The sequence below is a fragment of the Jannaschia maritima genome, from assembly GCF_030973515.1.
Lineage (GTDB): Bacteria > Pseudomonadota > Alphaproteobacteria > Rhodobacterales > Rhodobacteraceae > Jannaschia > Jannaschia maritima.
Map to the genome: position 1 here is coordinate 78,019 of NZ_JARGZA010000014.1, position 17,029 is coordinate 95,047.

The 17,029-nt window shown below is 70.1% G+C and carries 18 protein-coding genes; 5 read left to right on the plus strand and 13 right to left on the minus strand.

The features are described 5' to 3' along the window. Positions 1-2: 2 nt before the first annotated feature. Positions 3-1,004, minus strand: coding sequence for an AAA family ATPase (locus tag P0084_RS13875; RefSeq protein ID WP_308917463.1), 1,002 nt, complete (start codon positions 1,002-1,004; stop codon positions 3-5). Positions 1,005-1,070: 66 nt separating this feature from the next. Between P0084_RS13875 and P0084_RS13880 the strand changes: the two genes are divergently transcribed. Then, positions 1,071-1,631, plus strand: coding sequence for a DUF1285 domain-containing protein (locus tag P0084_RS13880; protein WP_308917464.1), 561 nt, complete (start codon positions 1,071-1,073; stop codon positions 1,629-1,631). A gap of 63 nt (positions 1,632-1,694) precedes the next feature. Here the strand turns inward: P0084_RS13880 and ggt are convergent, their stop codons facing one another. The 3 genes from ggt to P0084_RS13895 all read right to left on the minus strand — a co-directional run bounded on the left by ggt (position 1,695) and on the right by P0084_RS13895 (position 5,353). Then, positions 1,695-3,437, minus strand: a complete 1,743-nt coding sequence (ggt, locus tag P0084_RS13885; protein WP_308917465.1) for a gamma-glutamyltransferase — start codon at positions 3,435-3,437, stop codon at positions 1,695-1,697. Positions 3,438-3,552: 115 nt separating this feature from the next. Then, the gene (locus P0084_RS13890; protein WP_308917466.1) at positions 3,553-4,815 is read right to left on the minus strand and encodes an MFS transporter; all 1,263 of its coding nucleotides are present in this window, start codon (positions 4,813-4,815) and stop codon (positions 3,553-3,555) included. A 76-nt stretch (positions 4,816-4,891) separates the two neighbouring features. Next, complete coding sequence (locus P0084_RS13895; RefSeq protein WP_308917467.1) at positions 4,892-5,353, minus strand: Lrp/AsnC family transcriptional regulator; 462 nt, start codon at positions 5,351-5,353, stop codon at positions 4,892-4,894. Positions 5,354-5,456: 103 nt separating this feature from the next. Between P0084_RS13895 and P0084_RS13900 the strand changes: the two genes are divergently transcribed. Together P0084_RS13900 and zapE are read left to right on the plus strand one after the other, a co-directional pair. Further along, a complete protein-coding gene (locus P0084_RS13900; RefSeq protein ID WP_308917468.1) occupies positions 5,457-5,705 on the plus strand; it encodes a DUF6356 family protein in 249 nt (82 codons plus the stop codon). Between the two features lie 49 nt (positions 5,706-5,754). Then, positions 5,755-6,819: a cell division protein ZapE gene (gene zapE, locus P0084_RS13905; protein WP_308917469.1), complete on the plus strand. Its 1,065-nt coding sequence runs from the start codon at positions 5,755-5,757 to the stop codon at positions 6,817-6,819. Positions 6,820-7,162: 343 nt separating this feature from the next. Here zapE and P0084_RS13910 read toward each other — a convergent pair whose 3' ends face one another. The 8 genes from P0084_RS13910 to dapD all read right to left on the minus strand — a co-directional run bounded on the left by P0084_RS13910 (position 7,163) and on the right by dapD (position 14,086). Next, complete coding sequence (locus P0084_RS13910; protein WP_308917470.1) at positions 7,163-7,783, minus strand: DUF7002 family protein; 621 nt, start codon at positions 7,781-7,783, stop codon at positions 7,163-7,165. Positions 7,784-7,808: 25 nt separating this feature from the next. Next, the gene (locus P0084_RS13915) at positions 7,809-8,519 is read right to left on the minus strand and encodes a cell division cycle protein 123 family protein (RefSeq protein WP_308917471.1); all 711 of its coding nucleotides are present in this window, start codon (positions 8,517-8,519) and stop codon (positions 7,809-7,811) included. Continuing rightward, the gene (locus tag P0084_RS13920) at positions 8,516-9,037 is read right to left on the minus strand and encodes an SMI1/KNR4 family protein (protein WP_308917472.1); all 522 of its coding nucleotides are present in this window, start codon (positions 9,035-9,037) and stop codon (positions 8,516-8,518) included. Before P0084_RS13920 ends, P0084_RS13915 begins: the two co-directional genes overlap by 4 nt. A gap of 10 nt (positions 9,038-9,047) precedes the next feature. Beyond that, the gene (locus P0084_RS13925) at positions 9,048-9,971 is read right to left on the minus strand and encodes a hypothetical protein (RefSeq protein ID WP_308917473.1); all 924 of its coding nucleotides are present in this window, start codon (positions 9,969-9,971) and stop codon (positions 9,048-9,050) included. A 150-nt stretch (positions 9,972-10,121) separates the two neighbouring features. Continuing rightward, positions 10,122-11,762, minus strand: coding sequence for an alpha-amylase family protein (locus P0084_RS13930; protein WP_308917474.1), 1,641 nt, complete (start codon positions 11,760-11,762; stop codon positions 10,122-10,124). Between the two features lie 5 nt (positions 11,763-11,767). Beyond that, positions 11,768-12,109: a hypothetical protein gene (locus P0084_RS13935; protein WP_308917475.1), complete on the minus strand. Its 342-nt coding sequence runs from the start codon at positions 12,107-12,109 to the stop codon at positions 11,768-11,770. An 80-nt stretch (positions 12,110-12,189) separates the two neighbouring features. Beyond that, positions 12,190-13,155 carry a TIGR03885 family FMN-dependent LLM class oxidoreductase gene (locus P0084_RS13940; RefSeq protein WP_308917476.1) on the minus strand — a complete coding sequence of 322 codons (966 nt, stop codon included), beginning with the start codon at positions 13,153-13,155 and terminating at the stop codon, positions 12,190-12,192. Positions 13,156-13,237: 82 nt separating this feature from the next. Then, positions 13,238-14,086 carry a 2,3,4,5-tetrahydropyridine-2,6-dicarboxylate N-succinyltransferase gene (dapD, locus tag P0084_RS13945; protein ID WP_308917477.1) on the minus strand — a complete coding sequence of 283 codons (849 nt, stop codon included), beginning with the start codon at positions 14,084-14,086 and terminating at the stop codon, positions 13,238-13,240. A 77-nt stretch (positions 14,087-14,163) separates the two neighbouring features. On the opposite strand from dapD, the gene P0084_RS13950 reads away from it, so the two are divergent. Beyond that, positions 14,164-14,619 carry a DMT family transporter gene (locus P0084_RS13950; protein ID WP_308917478.1) on the plus strand — a complete coding sequence of 152 codons (456 nt, stop codon included), beginning with the start codon at positions 14,164-14,166 and terminating at the stop codon, positions 14,617-14,619. A gap of 413 nt (positions 14,620-15,032) precedes the next feature. Here the strand turns inward: P0084_RS13950 and hisD are convergent, their stop codons facing one another. Beyond that, the gene (gene hisD, locus P0084_RS13955) at positions 15,033-16,340 is read right to left on the minus strand and encodes a histidinol dehydrogenase (protein ID WP_308917479.1); all 1,308 of its coding nucleotides are present in this window, start codon (positions 16,338-16,340) and stop codon (positions 15,033-15,035) included. A gap of 119 nt (positions 16,341-16,459) precedes the next feature. On the opposite strand from hisD, the gene P0084_RS13960 reads away from it, so the two are divergent. Then, positions 16,460-17,029 (plus strand): HpcH/HpaI aldolase family protein (locus P0084_RS13960; RefSeq protein WP_308917480.1); only part of this gene is annotated, 570 nt, incomplete at its 3' end.

The window sequence follows — 17,029 nt, forward strand, 5'->3', positions numbered from 1 at the left end:
GTTCACGCGGCCCGCGCGGGCGTGACGACGCGGGACGCGGTCTCGTCGATCAGATCCTCCAAGCGGACGCCTTCCGCGCGGGCCGCGAAGGACAGGGCCATGCGGTGCATCAGGACGGGCCGCGCCAGGCGGGCCACGTCCTCGGGCCCCGGGGCCAGGCGGCCGTCCAGCAGGGCCTGCGCGCGCACGGTCAGCATCAGCGCCTGCGCCGCGCGGGGCCCGGGCCCCCAGGCGACGTGGCGGCGCACCGCCTCGCTCGCCGCGGGCTCGTCCGGCCGGCAGCCGCGCACCAGATCGAGGATCAGGTCCACCACGCCGTCGCCCACGGGCATGCGGCGCACGACGTCCTGCGCATCCACCAGCATGCCTGGATCGAAGACCTGGGCCGCGGGTGCCTCCGCCGCGCCGGTGGTCGCCAGCACGATGGCCCGCTCGGTCGCGCGGTCCGGGTATTCGACGTCGATGCGCACGAGGAACCGGTCCAACTGCGCTTCGGGCAGCGGATAGGTGCCTTCCTGCTCCAGCGGGTTCTGGGTCGCGAGCACATGGAAGGGCAGCGGCAGGCTGCGCGTCTGGCCGCTGATCGTCACCTCCCGCTCCTGCATGGCCTGCAACAGCGCGGATTGCGTGCGGGGCGAGGCGCGGTTGATCTCGTCGGCCATCAGCAGCTGCGCGAAGATCGGTCCCTCGACGTAGCGGAACGCGCGGCTGCCGTCCTGCGCCGTTTCCAGCACCTCGGAGCCCAGGATGTCGGCGGGCATCAGGTCGGGCGTGAACTGGATGCGGTTGCCCGACAGCCCCATCACCGTGGCCAGGGTCTCGACCAGCCGGGTCTTTCCCAGGCCCGGCAGGCCCATCAGCAGGGCGTGCCCGCCCGACAGCATGGCGGCCAGGGTCAGGTCGACCACACGCTCCTGCCCGATGATGCGGGTGGCCACGGCCTCCCGGGCCAGGGCCAGGCGTGGTCCCAGGGCGTCGATCCGTTCCAGAAGCGCGTCGGCCATGCCTTCCCCTCGTCGGCTGTGGTCGTCAGGACTACGTAAGGTGCGCGCATGTGGGAGCAAAGGGCAATGGCGGAACACGGCGGCGTGAACGCGGAGGCGGGCGACCTGATCGCCGCGGCGAAGCGGGCTGGCAGGGGCGGCAAGCCCCCGGTGCATCTGTGGGATCCCCCCTATTGCGGCGAGATCGACATCGTCATCCGCCGTGACGGGACGTGGTTCCACGAAGGCACGCCCATCGGACGGCAGGGCCTGGTGCGTCTATTCGCCTCCATCCTCAAGCGCGAAGGGGACAGGCACTTCCTGGTCACCCCGGTCGAGAAGGTCGGCATCCGGGTGGAGGACGCGCCCTTCGTGGCGGTGGACTTCACGGAGCGGGACGGGACGATCACCTTTACCACGAACGTGGGCGACACCGTGGCCGCCGGACCGGACCACCCGATGCGCTTCCCCCTCGCCCCGGACGGCGAACCGTCCCCCTACGTGGAGGTCCGCGCGGGGCTGGAGGCGCTGATCGACCGCAAGAGCTTCTATCGCTTGGTCGATCTGGGGGAGGAGCGCGACGGCCTGTTCGGCATCGCGTCGAACGGGGCGTTCTTCCCGATCATGGAGGCGGCGGACCTGTTGTGACGTGTGTCGTTTCGACGAGGGTCGTCCCCGGGCTCGACCCGGGGACGCCGCCGTCCTCCTGCGTCACTCCCCGATGGCGACCCCTTCCCGCCGCGGATCCGCACCGCCGACAAGCCCCTGATCGGTGACGGCGACGACGTGCAGGCCGCTGGTCAGGTCGCGGACGTTGGTCTCGAACCCCATCTCGCCCAGGGGACCGGCCAGATCCTCGGCGGTCGTACCCTCCTCCAGGTCGTAGGTGCCGAAGCGGTTCACCAGATGCGGCAGGGCCACGGCCTCCTGCGGATCCAGGCCCCAATCCATGTAGGCGACGATCGTCTTGGCGACGTAGCCGATGATGCGGCTGCCGCCGGGGCTGCCCACGACCAGTTCGGGCGTGCCGTTGCGCATCACGATGGTGGGCGACATGGACGACCGGGGCCGCTTGCCGGGTTCGACGCGGTTGGCCACGGGGCGGCCGTCGTCGTGGGTGGCGAAGGAGAAGTCCGTCAGCTCGTTGTTGAGAAGGAACCCGCCCGGCGCCATGACGCGGCTGCCGAACCCGTTCTCGATCGTCGTGGTCATCGACAGGGCGTTGCCGTCCGCGTCGACGATCGAGATGTGGGAGGTCGACGGCATCGAAGGCGACCAGCCGGGGGCCAGGTCCAGCGCGGCATGGTCCCAGGGCGGGTTGCCCGCCGACACCTCCGGCAGGGCGTCGTCGCCGAAGAGCAGCGCCGCACGACCCGCCATGTAGCCCGCATCAAGCAGGCGCGGCATCGGCACGAAGTCGCTGTCCGCCATGTAGAGGCCGCGATCCGCGAAGGCCAAGCGGCTGGCATCCCCGATCAGGCGCCAGGCGTCGGGGTCGTCGGGGCCCATCGCGGCCAGGTCGTGGGGTTCCAGCATCATCAGGATCTGGCCCACGGTCAGCGCGCCCGACGACGGTGGCCCCATGCCGCAGACCTCCGCTCCTCGATACGGCGCGCAGACGGCCGGGCGCTCGACCACGTCGTAGGCCGCCATGTCCTCCATCGACAGAAGGCCCTCGACGCCCGTCACGCCCGTGTTGGCGCGCACGGCGGCGACGATGCCCTCCGCGATCTCACCCGAATAGAACGCGTCCGTTCCATGCGCGGCGATGGCCCGCAGGGTGTCGGCATAGGCCTGGTTGGTCAGGGTGTCGCCTTCGGCGATGGGCTCGCCGTCCGGGTAGAAGTAGGCGGCGGTGTCGGCGAACGTTTCCAATCGGTCGCGGCCGTCGGCCACCAGCATGGCCAGGCGGGGGGACACGGCGAACCCGTCCTCCGCGTGGGCGATGGCATCTTCGAACAGGCCGCCCCAATTGGCCGTGCCCCAGCGCCTGTGCGCTTCCTCCATCAGCATGGGCGTGCCCGGGGTGCCGACCGACAGGCCGCCGACCACGGCGTCCCAGAAGCCCATCGTGTCGCCGTCCACCTGGAACAGGGTCGGGGTGGCGGCCAGGGGTGCCTTCTCGCGCCCGTCGAGGGTCGTCATCTCGCCCGTTTCGGCGTCGTAGTAGACGAGGAACGCGCCCCCGCCCAAGCCCGACGATTGCGGCTCCACAAGGCCCAGCACGGCCTGCACGGCGACCATGGCGTCCGCGGCACTACCACCTTCGCGCAGGACGCGGGCGCCCGCCTCGGAGGCCAGGGGGTTGGCCGCGGCGACCATCCAGTCCTGCGACGTGACGGGGGCGGGGGCGTCCTGGACTAGCCCGGTGGCCGCTTCCGGGTCGACGGCGTCGGCGGCCTGCTGCGCCACGGCGGGCGATGCGGCGAGCGCCGCGATGAGAAGGTATCGCATGGTGGGTCCCCCAGATGGATCGAGGTTCAGCATGGCATGGATTTGCGTTGCGGCAACCCCTCGGCGTCCGAGGCGTGGGGGTGACTCAGGCAACCTCACCGGTCGCGGCCGCGCCCTAAGCTACCGCCCGACGCTCCAACCGCTGGCCCAGGGGCACCTCCCGCACGGGCAGGTGGACGATGGCGGACAGGGCGCCCACGCCGACGCCCACCCACCAGACGGCCACGTAGCTCCCCGTGCTGTCGTAGAGGGTGCCGCCCAGCCACACGCCCAGGAAGCTGCCCAACTGGTGGCTGAAGAAGATGATGCCGTAGAGCGTGCCCATGTAGCGCAGCCCGTAGATGTGGGCGATCAGCCCGCTCGTCAGCGGCACGGTCGCCAGCCACAGCGCGCCCATCGCGACCGAGAACAGCACGACGGTCAGGGGCGTGATCGGGAACAGGATGAAGGCCGCGGCCGCCAGGGTCCGACCGACGTAGATGCCCGCGAGCAGGTACTTCTTCGGGAACCGCTTGCCCAGGTATCCGGCATAGAGCGTGCCCGCGATGTTCGCCAAGCCGATCAGCGATATCGCCACCGCGCCCAGGGTGGACGTGCTGGTGATGCCCATGGACCACAGCACCCCGTTCGGATCGATGGGGCCGCACATCTCGGTCACGAGGGCGGGGAAGTGCGCGGTCACGAAGGCCAACTGGTACCCGCACGAGAAGAAGCCCACGAAGATCAGCGAATAGGACGGGTCCTTGAACGCCTTGAGGAGGATGGCGCCCATGCTGTCCTGCAGTTCCGCCTTCGTGGCCGACGGGGCGGGGCTGCGCATCATCGGCAGGGCGAAGATCGTGGCGGTGACGATGCCTGCGAAGATCAGGAACACGGTCTGCCACGTGTAGAAGCCCAATAACCATTCGGCCAGGGGCGCGCCGAAGACCTGACCCGCCGATCCGGCGGCGGTGGCGATGCCCAACGCCATGGACCGGTTGTCGTCCGACGCGGCGCGCCCCACGATGGCCAGGATCACCCCGAACCCCATGCCCGCGATGCCGAAGCCCACCAGGATCTCCAACGTCTGGTGCGCGCCCGGGGTGACCGCGAAGGACGACAGGACCAGCCCGGCCGCATAGCACACGATGCCCAGGACGATGGCCTTCCGGTCGCCGAAGCGTTCGGCGATGGCTCCGAAGATCGGCTGGCCGATGCCCCAGGCAAGATTTTGTATGGCGATGGCCAGGCTGAACTCCGCCCGGGGCCAGCCGAACTCCGTGGCGATGGGGATCTGGAAGACCCCGAAGCTGGCGCGGATGGCGAAGCCCACCATCAGCACGAGGCAGCCCCCGATCAGGATGGGCGAGATCAGCGGTGCGGCTCGGGCGCGGTCCATGATCCGTCTGATGGCCCCTGACGGCGGCCCTGTCCAATCAGATGTGCTGGGGGTGACGTATCGCGGATTTTGATCGTCAGACCGGCAGGGCGGTGGTGTCCTTGATGTCGTCCATCACGAAGCTGGCGGAGATGTCGGACAGGGGGACCCGCGCGATCAGACGCTGATAGAACCGGTCGTAGTCCGCGACCGACCCCACGCGCACCCGCAGGACGTAGTCGAGGTCGCCGGCCATGCGGTGCGCGCCCACGATCTCGGGCAGGTCGCGGACCGTGCGCTCGAACAGGGTCAGCCAGTCGCGGTCGTGGCGGTTGGTGCGCACCATCACGAAGACCGACAGGCCCAGCCCCACGGCGGCCGGGTCCACGATGGCGACGCGGCGCGCGATGGTGCCCGCCCCCTCCAGGAGCTTGACGCGCCGCCAGCAGGCGTTGCGCGACAGGCCCACGGCGTCGGCGAGGGCGTCCGTCCCGATCGCGGCGTCGCGTTGTAGCTGTCGCAGGATGCGGCGGTCGATCTCGTCCAAGGTATCCGCCATCCGTGGGATGCCATCCCAACATTCGGGTCGAGGAAGTAATAATTGGGACCATGTCGCCCCGTCAAGCGGCGAGGATGGACCCTGCCCCAGCCCGGAGGACCCGATGCCCAGCGACACGACCGACCCCCACGCCCCCGCCCGCCCGACGGCTTTCCTGCGGGGGTTCCGCGACCACCCCGCCAGCGTCGGCGAAAGCTATGGGCAGCACGCGCGCTTCGCCCTGGGCTTCGCGGGGCAGCTGGCCCTGGCCGCGGGGGCAGCACTAGTCCACGCCGCGATCCCGCCCCTGTTCGAAACGACGGCCAGCCGGATCGTGCGCCGCCTGCACGCCCGCATCGAAGCCCGCCACTGAGGGCCGCCGCCGCTGGACACGCGGCCGCACTTGGACAACATGCGCGGCGATGACGCGGACGCTGCACGACCTCTATGCCGCGCGGGTGGCCGATGGCGCGCTGACCCGCGACCCCGCCCAGGAGGCGGCGTTGGAGCCGTTGGAGCGGATCCGCGCCAAGCTGGCGGAACCCCCTGCGCGCAAAGGGTTCTTCGGCCGACCGAAGGCGCCGGAAGGGCCGATGGGCGTTTACCTGTGGGGGGGCGTGGGGACGGGCAAGTCGATGCTGATGGACCTGTTCCACGAGGCCGCGCCGGTGCCGTCGCGGCGCGTCCACTTCCACGCCTTCATGCAGGCCGCCCACGACGCGATGCACGAAGCGCGGACCACGGGCACGGCGGACGCCATCGCCCCCTTCGCCGCCCGCGTCACGCGCGAGGCGCGGGTGCTGTGCTTCGACGAGATGCAGATCACCGACATCACCGACGCGATGGTCGTGGGCCGCCTGTTCGAGAAGCTGTTCGCGGGCGGCGTCCATGTCGTGACCACGTCGAACCGGGTCCCCGACGACCTGTACAAGGACGGGCTGAACCGGCAGCTGTTCCTGCCGTTCATCGACATGCTGAAGAACCGGATGGTCGTGCATCACCTGGATGCGGGGCGCGACTACAGGCGGGAAAGGCTCGCGGGATCAAGGACATACTTCACCCCCGGCGACACGGACGACACCGCGCTGGACGGGGTCTGGGCGGACCTGTCGGGCGGGCGGTCGGAGGGGCTGACGCTGCGGGTGAAGGGGCGCGACCTGGTGCTGGACGACTATGCCGCGGGGGTCGCGCGGGCGTCGTTCGCGACCTTGTGCGGGCGGCCCCTGGGGGCGGGCGACTACCTGGCGCTGGCGCAGGCGGTGCGGGTGCTGATCCTGACGCATGTCCCCGTCCTGGAAGGCAGGCATCACAACGAGGCGCGGCGCTTCGTGACGTTGATCGACGCGCTCTACGAGGCGAGGACGCGCCTGATCGTCAGCGCGGAGGCCCCGCCGGAAGGGCTGTACCCGTCCGGCGAGGGGCGGTTCGAGTTCGACCGAACGGCGTCCCGACTGGTCGAGATGCAGTCCGACGGCTGGGGCGGCTGATACAAAAATTCTTGTCCGAAAGGGCGTGCACCCCCCGTACACCCCCCGTGCACCCCCCGTACATACGAATTGGCCGACACGCACCGCGCGTTGCGTCGGGGTTGCGTCCCGGCGGCGTTCCGTGCGGGGGGTGGTCCGGCGGGCCGCCGGTGCGGCCCGCGCTGCGGACCTCGGGACGGTCCCCCGGACCGTCCCGTCCCTGCGGGACCGGTCCTTTGCCCCCGTGCATACGTTTCTGCACACCTGCACCGCGCGTTGCGCCGGTCTTGCGTCACGGGGCCGTTCCGTGCGGGGGGTGGTCCGGCGGGGTGCCGAGACGCGGTCACGAGCGCCCATCCCCACCCTAGCGGGCGGGTTCGATCGCCTCGATCGCATCCGCGGCGTGGGGGACGGGGCCGCGGACCGTGACCTCCTTCGCGCGGTCGAGGGCCCTGGTCGGCCGGGCGCGGCGCCAGGCGTCCCAGTCGAGGGTCGCCAGGGGGGCGAAGGTGGCGCGGCCCCGGCGGGCGGCGGCCCGCAGGGTGGCGCCGGTGTTGATGGGCGCGACCTCCGCCCGGTCCCAGACGGGGGCGAGCAGGCGGGCGGTGTCGAAGACGTGCCATTCGCTGCGGTAGCCCAGCCGCAGGCGTGCCGCCAGGTTCCCAGCCCCCAGCGCCCGGTCCGGCCAGAAGAAGACGCGGGCATTCAGCATCGCCATCCAGTCGGCGGGCGCGAGGCCGTCGTCCAGGATGCCGCCCAAGGCGCGCATGGACAGGGGCGCGTTGTCGGTGATCGTGACGGGCGTGCCATCCGGGAGGGTCAGGCGCAGGGCGGCCGCGCGACGTTCGGGGGGCAGCGGATGCCCCGCCAGCCGGGCCAGGTCGGCGGCGGGCAGCAGGCCGTGGCGCCGGATCGAGTCCAGGCTGCCCCGTTCGGCCAAACGGTAGAGGCGGGGGTGGAGGGCGGCGAAGGCGGCGGGGGTCATTGGCGTCCTGCGCACCGCGTCATGGTCAGAGGGTCCTGAACGTCCGATCGAAGTCGCCACCATCGAGGCCACCACCCCACCGGAACAGACCCGGACCCGTGCGGCGAACGAAGGGGTTCAGTTCCAGCAACAGGGCCTGTCGATCGAGGGCGGGCGGCACGGCGAAGTCGGCCACGATGTCGTCCACATGCAGCACCTTCAGCAGATCGTCCACCGCCGCCCTCAGGACATCGGCGATGCGCGGCTTGTCGGCCACGATCTCGGGAAAGCGGCGGTCGGTGTGATACTGGCTCGCTCCGACGACGACGCCGGCCCGGATGAAGACCCGGAACTCGCACCAGCGCGGTATGTCCCGCCAGGGTCTGAAATAGAGAGCGTCCTCCCGCCCCTCCGCCAGCACGGCTCGGGCGACCTGCGCCACCCTTTCGTTCCGGGCCGCCATGGTCGTCATGACCTGCCTGCCGTCGAAGACGGGCAGAAGACGGCCCGGACCGCGCTTGAAGCTGCACAGGCCGAGGCGAAAATGCGCGCCGGTCGCAGCGAAGGGGTCGACCGCCTCGTCCAGGTGATGGGCCAGGAATTCGGAAGGCGCGTCTGCCTGGCGGGCGAGCCAGAGGAGGTCGGCGTGATCCAGCGGCATCACCTCCATCGGCCCCATCAGCGCGAGGACGCCTTCCGGATAGGCCCCGAACTCCGCCGCCCAGACCCGCGGTCCGAAGCCCGGACGGGGGTTCAAAGGTTCTCCCGCTCCGTCAGGCCGTTCATGAAGCCGGTGAAGCTGTCGGCGACGTGGCCGAGGCCGTGGGTGTTGTCGCCGGTCATCCACGGATCGTTCGCGCGGATCCAAGCGTAGATCTTGCCGTAGTCGGGATCGCCCTTCTGGACATTCATCACGATGTCAGCACCTTCTGGATTCACCGGGTCCGCAAATCCGATGAAGACATGCTTGAGCGGCAAAAGATGGGTATCCGGATCAAGGTGACGATAATAGCTTCGTGTCGTCAAATCCAAATTTCGGGTGTTTCCCAACCATTCGACTTGCAGAAGAACGACGCCTTCATCGAAGCGCGCCATAAACCAAGAGCCCGTATCACGAAGTCCTGCGCCGTTGGAACGCTGCATAAACTCAATATAGTCTCTTGTGAGGAAAACATCGTTCAAAGGATCTCGGAGGGTGATCGACCCATCAGGATTAAAGTCGAACTCACTAGGTTCGCTAAGCTGCCAATCCGGATTCCAATTGATTCCGCTCACGGGATAACTCCTAGAATTCAGGCGTTTGGTTTATCGACGCATCACCGATGTGAGACAAGGGGCCGTGGATGTCACGGTCCACATACATCATCGAAGCCCCGTCACCGGCGTGGTGCCAATGTCCGTTGCGTGGTTCTGAGTGTGTCGAGCCATACCGCTCCCGCCATGCACCCCATGACGCGTTTCGATCCGCTGCGCGATCACCGGTGAGGCTCTGCTCAATGTCGACGCGCCACGCACGTCCGTCGGGCGCCGAAGATCCGGGCGGAGGGAATCCAGAAAGGTCTGGACGCCCAGCTGAGTAGGGAATGCCGACTGCTCCGTGGTTTTGAAGTGCCTCGTGAAGATCCGATCCAGTTCGATCATTTGGATCCGGCACGAAAACCCCTTCGCCTACCGGTGCGGGAGAGCCGTCGGCGTTCCGGAAGCTGCCGGTGCCGGGGGCGGGCAGGTTGCCGGGGCCGTAGAGTTCGCGCAACTCGGCGTCGCGGTCGGCGCGGCAGCGGGCCATGTCGCAGCCGCGGTAGCGTTCGAGGATCTCGTCGCGGCGACGCCGCATCCGCCGGGTCAGCGTGCGCGCGGCCACGCGGCGGCGGGCGATCGTGCCGACCTGCTGCATGTTCTGTCGCGCGAGGCGCAACGCCTCGTCGGCCCGGGTGACCGCGCGCGCGATGCGCCGTCCGCGGAAGAAGCCCTTGAAGATGTCGCCCAGCACCGGGACCATGCCGACGCCGTCCACCACGGCCGCGCCGTAATTGCCCGCCGCCACGTTGCGGGACAGCGAGATTCCGTCGGCGATCTGCCCGCCCGTCGGGTTCAGCGACGCGACGAAGAGGCCCGCATCGACGCCGACCTCGATCCATTGCCGCGTCACGGCGTCCAGTTCCCGCTGCGCGGCCTGGACGCGCCGGGCATCGAGCTGCTCGACGATCACCGCGCCGTAGAGGTTGGGCGGGGCAGGGTCAGGCGCAGGCGCGGGGCGGCCGCGCGGCGTTCGGGGGGCAGCGGGAGCCCCGCCAGCCGGGCCAGGTCGGCGGCGGGCAGCAGGCCGTGGCGGCAGGTCGGGGTCCAGTCGCGCCCTGGGCTAGCGGCGTTCCCCGTCCAGGCGCATCCAGCGATAGCCGTTGGGCGGGAGCGCGATCGTCTCGGACGGCGCGCGATCGGAGCAGTCGTCGTCGCTGGACAGCAGCGTCACGAGGCGGCGGGCGTCGAGGTCGAGGGCGAGCTCGGCCCCGTCCCCGCCGATGTCGTGCAGCGTGACGACGGCCCCCCCGTTCCAGTCGCAGCGCAGCGCGAGCACGCCGTCGGGCGCGTCCAGCACGGTCCATCCGCCCCAGCCGATCTCCGGGCAGGCGCGCCGCACGCGGATCATGGCGCCGACCCGGTCGAGGAGGGAGCCCCGTTCCGCCCGTTGCCGCGCCACGTTGACGGCGCCGTAGCCGAGCGGGCCGTCCGCCACGACGGGGCGCACCAGGTCGCCCCGCGTGCGGCTGAAGCCGCCATGGCGCTCGTCGGCCCATTGCATCGGCGTGCGCACCGGCAGGCGTTCGGGCAGGTCCAGATCCTCGCCCATCCCGATCTCGTCGCCGTACCACATGACCGGCGTGCCCGGCAGCGCGAACAGGAGCGAATGGGCCAGCGCCAGCCGGTCCATGTCGCCCCCCAGCATCGGCGCCAGGCGCCGCCGGACGCCCCGGTCGTAGACGCGCATCGAATCCTCCGGCGCGAGCGCCGCGAAGGCTTCCTCCCGCTCCGCGTCCGTGAGCTTGTCGAGGCTGAGCTCGTCGTGGTTGCGCAGGAACACGCCGAACTGCGCCTGCTGCCCCATCTCCTTCGGCCGCGTGTCGAGCGCCCGCGCGATCGGCTCCGCCGAGCCGCGGATCAGGCCCAGCCACAGGTACTGGTTCAGCGGGAAGTCGAACGCCATGTGCATCCGCTCGTCGGCGCCGAACGCCCGCCCGCCGAAATAGTCGGGGATCGTTTCGCGCTCCACGTTGGCCTCCGCCAGCATGATCGCGCCGGCCTTCCGCCAGGACAGGAAGTCCCGCATCTCGGACAGCAGCAGGAGCGGGTCGCGGTCGGGTTCGTCCTCCAGCCCCTTGTACTCGATCAGGAAGGGCACCGCGTCGATGCGGAACCCCTCGACCCCCATCTCCAGCCAGAAGCCCATGATCCGCAGGATCTCCGCCCGCACCGCAGGGTTCGAGATGTCGAGATCGGCCTGGTGCGCGTAGAAGCGGTGCATGTACCAGGCGTCCGCCTCCTCGTCGTGGGTCCACACGGCATCCTGCACGCCGGGGAAGATGATGCCCTCGGTGATGTCGGCGGGCTTCTCCTTCGACCAGACGTACCAGTCGCGATAGGGGCTGTCCGGCGAGGACCGGGCCGATCGGAACCAGGGATGGTCGATGGAGGTGTGGTTGCAGACAAGGTCCACCATCACCCGCATCCCCCGGTCGCGCGCCGCGCGGCTGAACTCCACGAAGCGGCCCAGCGTGCCCAGCCGGGGGTGCACGCCGTAGAAGTCGGTGATGTCGTAGCCGTTGTCGCGCATCGGCGAGGGGTAGAACGGGTTGAGCCACAGGCAGGTGACGCCCAGCGCCTCCAGGTGGTCCAGCCGGTCGGTCAGGCCCTGGAAGTCGCCCGACCCGTCGCCGTCGGCATCCATGAAGGTCTCGACGTCGAGGCAGTAGACGATGGCGTTCTTGTACCAGAGGTCGAGCAAACTGATCAGCCCGTGAAGAAGCGGAGCATGGTGAACATCGCGGCGACGATGCCGATGGACGTGATCCAATTCATGCGAACGAGTTCACTCTTCATCGCAGCCATGTCGGTGCGGACGGCGGCGATGTCGGTCTTCAACTCGCCCCTGAGTCCCGCGATCTCGGTCTTCAACTCCGCCTTCACCCCTGCGATCTCGGTCTTCAGTTCAGCGACATCCGTCTTCGTAGAGAACTGACTCGTATCCGCACCGGCGACGCCTTCGGCGATAGCTTCCGCAAGCCGGTCATCCGCACCGGCCGCCTTGAGGCTCCGGGCGAACTTCAGCGTGTCAATGTTGAGCGCGTTCATCGACGTTCCTCAGACTTCTTCCTCACCCTCTACCACGCCCGCGCTGCGTTTCCATTAGCTTAAGGCATCCATCCTTATCCCTACCCCAGTTCCGGCAGGACCTTCGCCCCGAACGTGTCGATGAACGCTTCCTGGTTCTCGCAGACGTTGTGGATCATCACCTCCGTCGCGCCCATGGCGGCGAAGCCGCGGATGTGCTCGGCCTGGGCGCCCAGGTCGTCGGACACGAAGACGGCCGTGGCCACGTCCTCGGGCGTGACGTAGCGCGTGGCCTCCTCGAACTGCCTAGGCGTGCGGATGACCCAGGGCACCTCGCCCGGCAGGACGTTGGTGCGCCATTCCTTCCATGCGTTCTCCATCGCCCAGGCGCGGTCCTCGCCCCAGCCGATCTTGGCCTGCACGGCGACGGGCTTGCCCTCGCCCCCGCCCTCGCGGAACGCGTCGATCACGGCCTTCGTGCGCGACCGGTCCGCCGCGCCCACGGTGATCAGCGCGTCGGCCCAGCCGCCGACCCAGCGCGCCGTGTCCTCGCTGACGGCGGCGCCGATCACCTTCGGCGGCACGTCGGGACGGGAATAGAGCTTCGCGGCCTCGACGGTGATGCGCCCGCGATGCGTCACCTCCTCGCCCGCCCAGAGCGCGCGCATCACGTCCACGCATTCCTTCAGATGCGCGTTGCGTTCGCGCTTCTCGGGCCAGTTGACGCCGGCCACGCCTTCGTTGAGCAACTGGCCGGAGCCCAGCGCCATCCAGAGCCGTTCGGGATACATGGCGCTGATCGTGGCCCCCGCCTGCGCCAGGATCGCGGGATGGTAGCGCCAGCCGGGGCAGGACACGGTGCGGAAGCGGATCGACGTCGCCTCCATCGCGGCGCCCAGCCAGGACCAGACGAAGCCGGACTGCCCCTGCTCCGCCTCGCTCCAAGGGTGGAAGTGATCGGAGGCGGAGGCGACGCGGAACCCCGCCGCATCCGCCCGCTTGGCCACGTCGAGGAGCCGCGCGGGCGCGAACTGCTCGTGGCTGTTGTGGTATCCGTATTCCGTCATGGAGGGGGACATAGGGTGCCCGGCCGGCAAGTCCGCCTCCCGGGGCGTGGCGACGGGTCGGGCCCGGCGCACGCGCGGCCCGTCAGTCCCGCAGCAGGTCGTTGATCGCGGTCTTGCTGCGCGTCCGGGCGTCCACCTGCTTGACGATCACCGCGCAGTAGAGATTGGGGGCGGCGGCGCCGTTGCCCATGGTGCCGGCCCCGGGCATCGAGCCCGCGACGACGACCGAATAGGGCGGCACCTCGCCATAGGTGATCTCGCCGGTCAGGCGGTTCACGATCTTCGTCGATTTGCCGATGAAGACGCCCATGCCGAGGACGGAGCCCCGTCGGACGATGCACCCCTCCACCACCTCGGAGCGGGCGCCGATGAAGCAGTCGTCCTCGATGATGGTGGGGCCGGCCTGCATGGGTTCCAGCACGCCGCCGATGCCGACGCCGCCCGACAGATGCACGTTGCGGCCGATCTGGGCGCACGATCCCACGGTAGCCCAGGTGTCGACCATGGTGCCCGCGTCCACGTAGGCGCCGAGGTTCACGAAGGACGGCATCAAGACGACGCCGGGAGCCACGTAGGCCGACCGCCGGACGACGCAGCCCGGCACGGCGCGGAAGCCCGCGCGGTCCCAGGCGGCGGCGTTCCAGCCCGCGAACTTGCTGTCCGCCTTGTCCCACCAGGTGCCGCCCTGCGGGCCGCCTTCCATCGGGGTCATGTCGCGCAGGCGGAAGGACAGGAGCACCGCCTTCTTGGCCCATTGATTGACGTGCCATTGGCCGTCGCCCCGCGGTTCGGCCACGCGCAGGGTGCCCCCGTCGAGCGCGTCGAGCGTCGCCTCCACCGCGTCACGGACGGCGCCGGTTGTCTGCGGGGTGACGGTGTCGCGCGCGTCCCACGCGGCCTCGATCGTCCGTTCCAGGGCTTCGTTCGACATGGGGCTCCCCCGCGCTCGCGTTGACTGGCGGGGGCTTAGCGGGCAGGCCGGTGCGGCACAACCGAGAGCCCGCGCCCATGTCCCTGCTGTCCCCCGCCGTGCTGGTGCCCGTCGCCGTGGTGTTCCTCGTCGGTATAGGATTCGGAGTGCAGGCACCGCTGAACGCCGCCCTGGGAAAGGGGATCGGCAGCGGGGTGGCGGCGGCGGCGATCTCGTTCGGGGTGGGGTTCGCGGCGCTTCTGGCGGTGACGGCGCTGCGGGGCGACCTGGGGGCGTTCGCGCGGGCGGGGTCCGTGCCGTGGGTGCTGTGGCTGGGCGGGTTCCTGGGCGCGGCGGTGGTCTGGGCGATGCTGTGGGCGGTGCCGACGATCGGGATCCTGACCGCGTTCGCCGCGCTGCTGCTGGGGCAGTTGGGGGCGGCGCTGGTGATGGACGCGATGGGGGCCTTCGCGGCGCCCGTGCATCCGATCACCCCCACGCGGGTCCTAGCCCTGGTGCTGGTGGCGGGGGGGTTGGTGCTGTCGCGGCTGTAGGGGGCGGTTCGGCCGCTCCCGGGACATTCCGCTTCGCGGAATACCCTGCCGCTGGTTCGTCGCCCGATGGCATCGGCGGGCCATCCGCTGCGCGGAGGCCCGCGAGATCACCCCCACGCGGGTCCTAGCCCTGGTGCTGGTGGCGGGGGGGTTGGTGCTGTCGCGGCTGTAGGGGGCGGTTCGGCCGCTCCCGGGACATTCCGCTTCGCGGAATACCCTGCCGCTGGTTCGTCGCCCGATGGCATCGGCGGGCCATCCGCTGCGCGGAGGCCCGCGAGATCACCCCCACGCGGGTCCTGGCCTTGGTGCTGGTGGCGGGGGGCTGGTGCTGTCGCGGGTTTGAGGTGTCGCGACGGATGCGGGAGGTCCCCGGGTCGAGCCTGGGGATGACGGTCTTTCGCTCGATGGCCCGCCTAGTCGGCGGCGGACAGGTCGAAGTTCTCGCCCGGGAAGAACTTGGCCAAGCGGATGTCGGCGGCGCGGGCGTGGGCTTCCATGCCTTCGAGGCGGCTGATGCGGGCGGTGGCGAGCGCCACGTCGCGCGCGGCCTCGCGGGTGGAGCGCTGCCAGGTGACGATCTTCATGTACTTGTGGACCGACAGCCCGCCCGTATAGGTCGCGGCCCGGCCCGTGGGCAGGACGTGGTTGGGGCCCGCGGCCTTGTCGCCGAAGCTGACCGTCGTCTCCTCGCCCAAGAAGAGCGAGCCGTAGCAGCGCAGCCGGTAGCGCCACCAATCCAGGTCCCGGGCCAACACGGTCAGGTGCTCGGGGGCGTATTCGTCGGAGGTCGCGGCCATCTCGTCGCGGTCAGCGCACAGGATGACCTCCGCATAGTCGGCCCAGGCGGCGCGGGCGTTGTCGCGGTTGGTTTCAGGCAGATCCTCGATCAGCTGGGGGACGCGGGCCATCGCCGTCTCCGCCAAATCGCGGTCGTCGGTGACGAGCCAGACGGGGGAGTTGTACCCGTGCTCCGCCTGACTGACGAGGTCGACGGCCACGATCTCCGGGTCCGCGCTGCGGTCCGCCAGGATCAGGCTGTCGGTGGGGCCCGCGACCATGTCGATGCCCACGCGGCCGAACAGGATGCGCTTGGCTTCGGCCACGAACTGGTTGCCGGGCCCGACCAGGATGTTGGCGGGCGGCAGGCCGAACAGGCCGAACGTCATCGCGGCCACGCCCTGCACGCCGCCCATGGCGAGGATCCGGTCCGCCCCGCACAGGTGGGCGGCGTAGACGATGGCGGGGGCTATGCCCACGCCGGGGCGGGGGGGCGAGGCCACGGCGATGTGACCGCAGCCCGCGACCTTGGCGGTGGTCACGGTCATGATCGCGCTGGCCACGTGGCTGTAGCGGCCGCCCGGAACGTAGCAGCCCGCCGCCTCGACGGGGATGGTCTTCTGGCCGGCGACGAGACCGGGGATCACCTCCACCTCGATGTCCTGGAGCGTGCCCTTCTGGGCTTCGGCGAAGGTCCGCACGTTGCGGTGGGCGAACTGGATGTCCCGCTTGAGCGTGTCAGGGACCTGCGCGACCGCGGCCTGGATCGCGGCGTCGGTCAGGACCGTGTCGCCGTCGTAGCGGTCGAACCGCGCGGCGTATTCGAGCGCCTTGGCGTCGCCGCCCGCCTCGATGTCGTCCAGGATCGCCTGCACGGTGGCGCGGACGTCCGCGGCATCGGAGGTCGCGGTCTTCTTCGCCTTCTTCAGGTAGTCGCGCGTCATGCCCTGTCCTCCCCCGAGCTGCCGGACGAGCCTAGGGAGCCCCGCGGCCCGCGCCAAGCGGCGATGCGTTGGGGCGGCCGCGGGGACGTGCCATAAGCGCCGAAACGGGAGGATTCGACATGAGCTTCAAGCAACGCATGGCATCGGGGGAGATCCTGGTCGGGACCTTCGTGAAGACGCCCGCCCACGAGATGATCGAGGTGCTGGCCCAGTCGCGGCTGGACTTCCTGTGCCTGGACGCGGAGCATTCGCCGTTCGACCGGGCGCGGCTGGACGTCTGCCTGGCCCTGGCCCGAGCGCTGGACGTCCCCTGCCTGGTCCGGGTGCCGACGGGCACGCCGGTCGAGATCCTGAAGGCCCTGGACAGCGGGGCCACGGGCATCGTGGTGCCGCACGTCGATTCGGCGGCCAAGGCGGCGGAGATCGCGCGCGCCGGACGGTTCGGCCACGGGGGCCGCGGCTATGCCGGATCGACCCGCTGGGCTGGCTTCGCCACGCGGCCGATGGGCGACGTGCTGCAGCAATCGCGCGACGAGACGGTCATCATCGCGCAGATCGAGGAGCCGGAAGGCGTGGAGGCGGCCGGCGCCATCGCCGCGACGGACGGCATCGACGGCCTGTTCGTGGGGCCCGCCGACCTGGCCGTCTGCTATGGCACCACCGACATGGCGGACCCGAAGGTCCAGGAC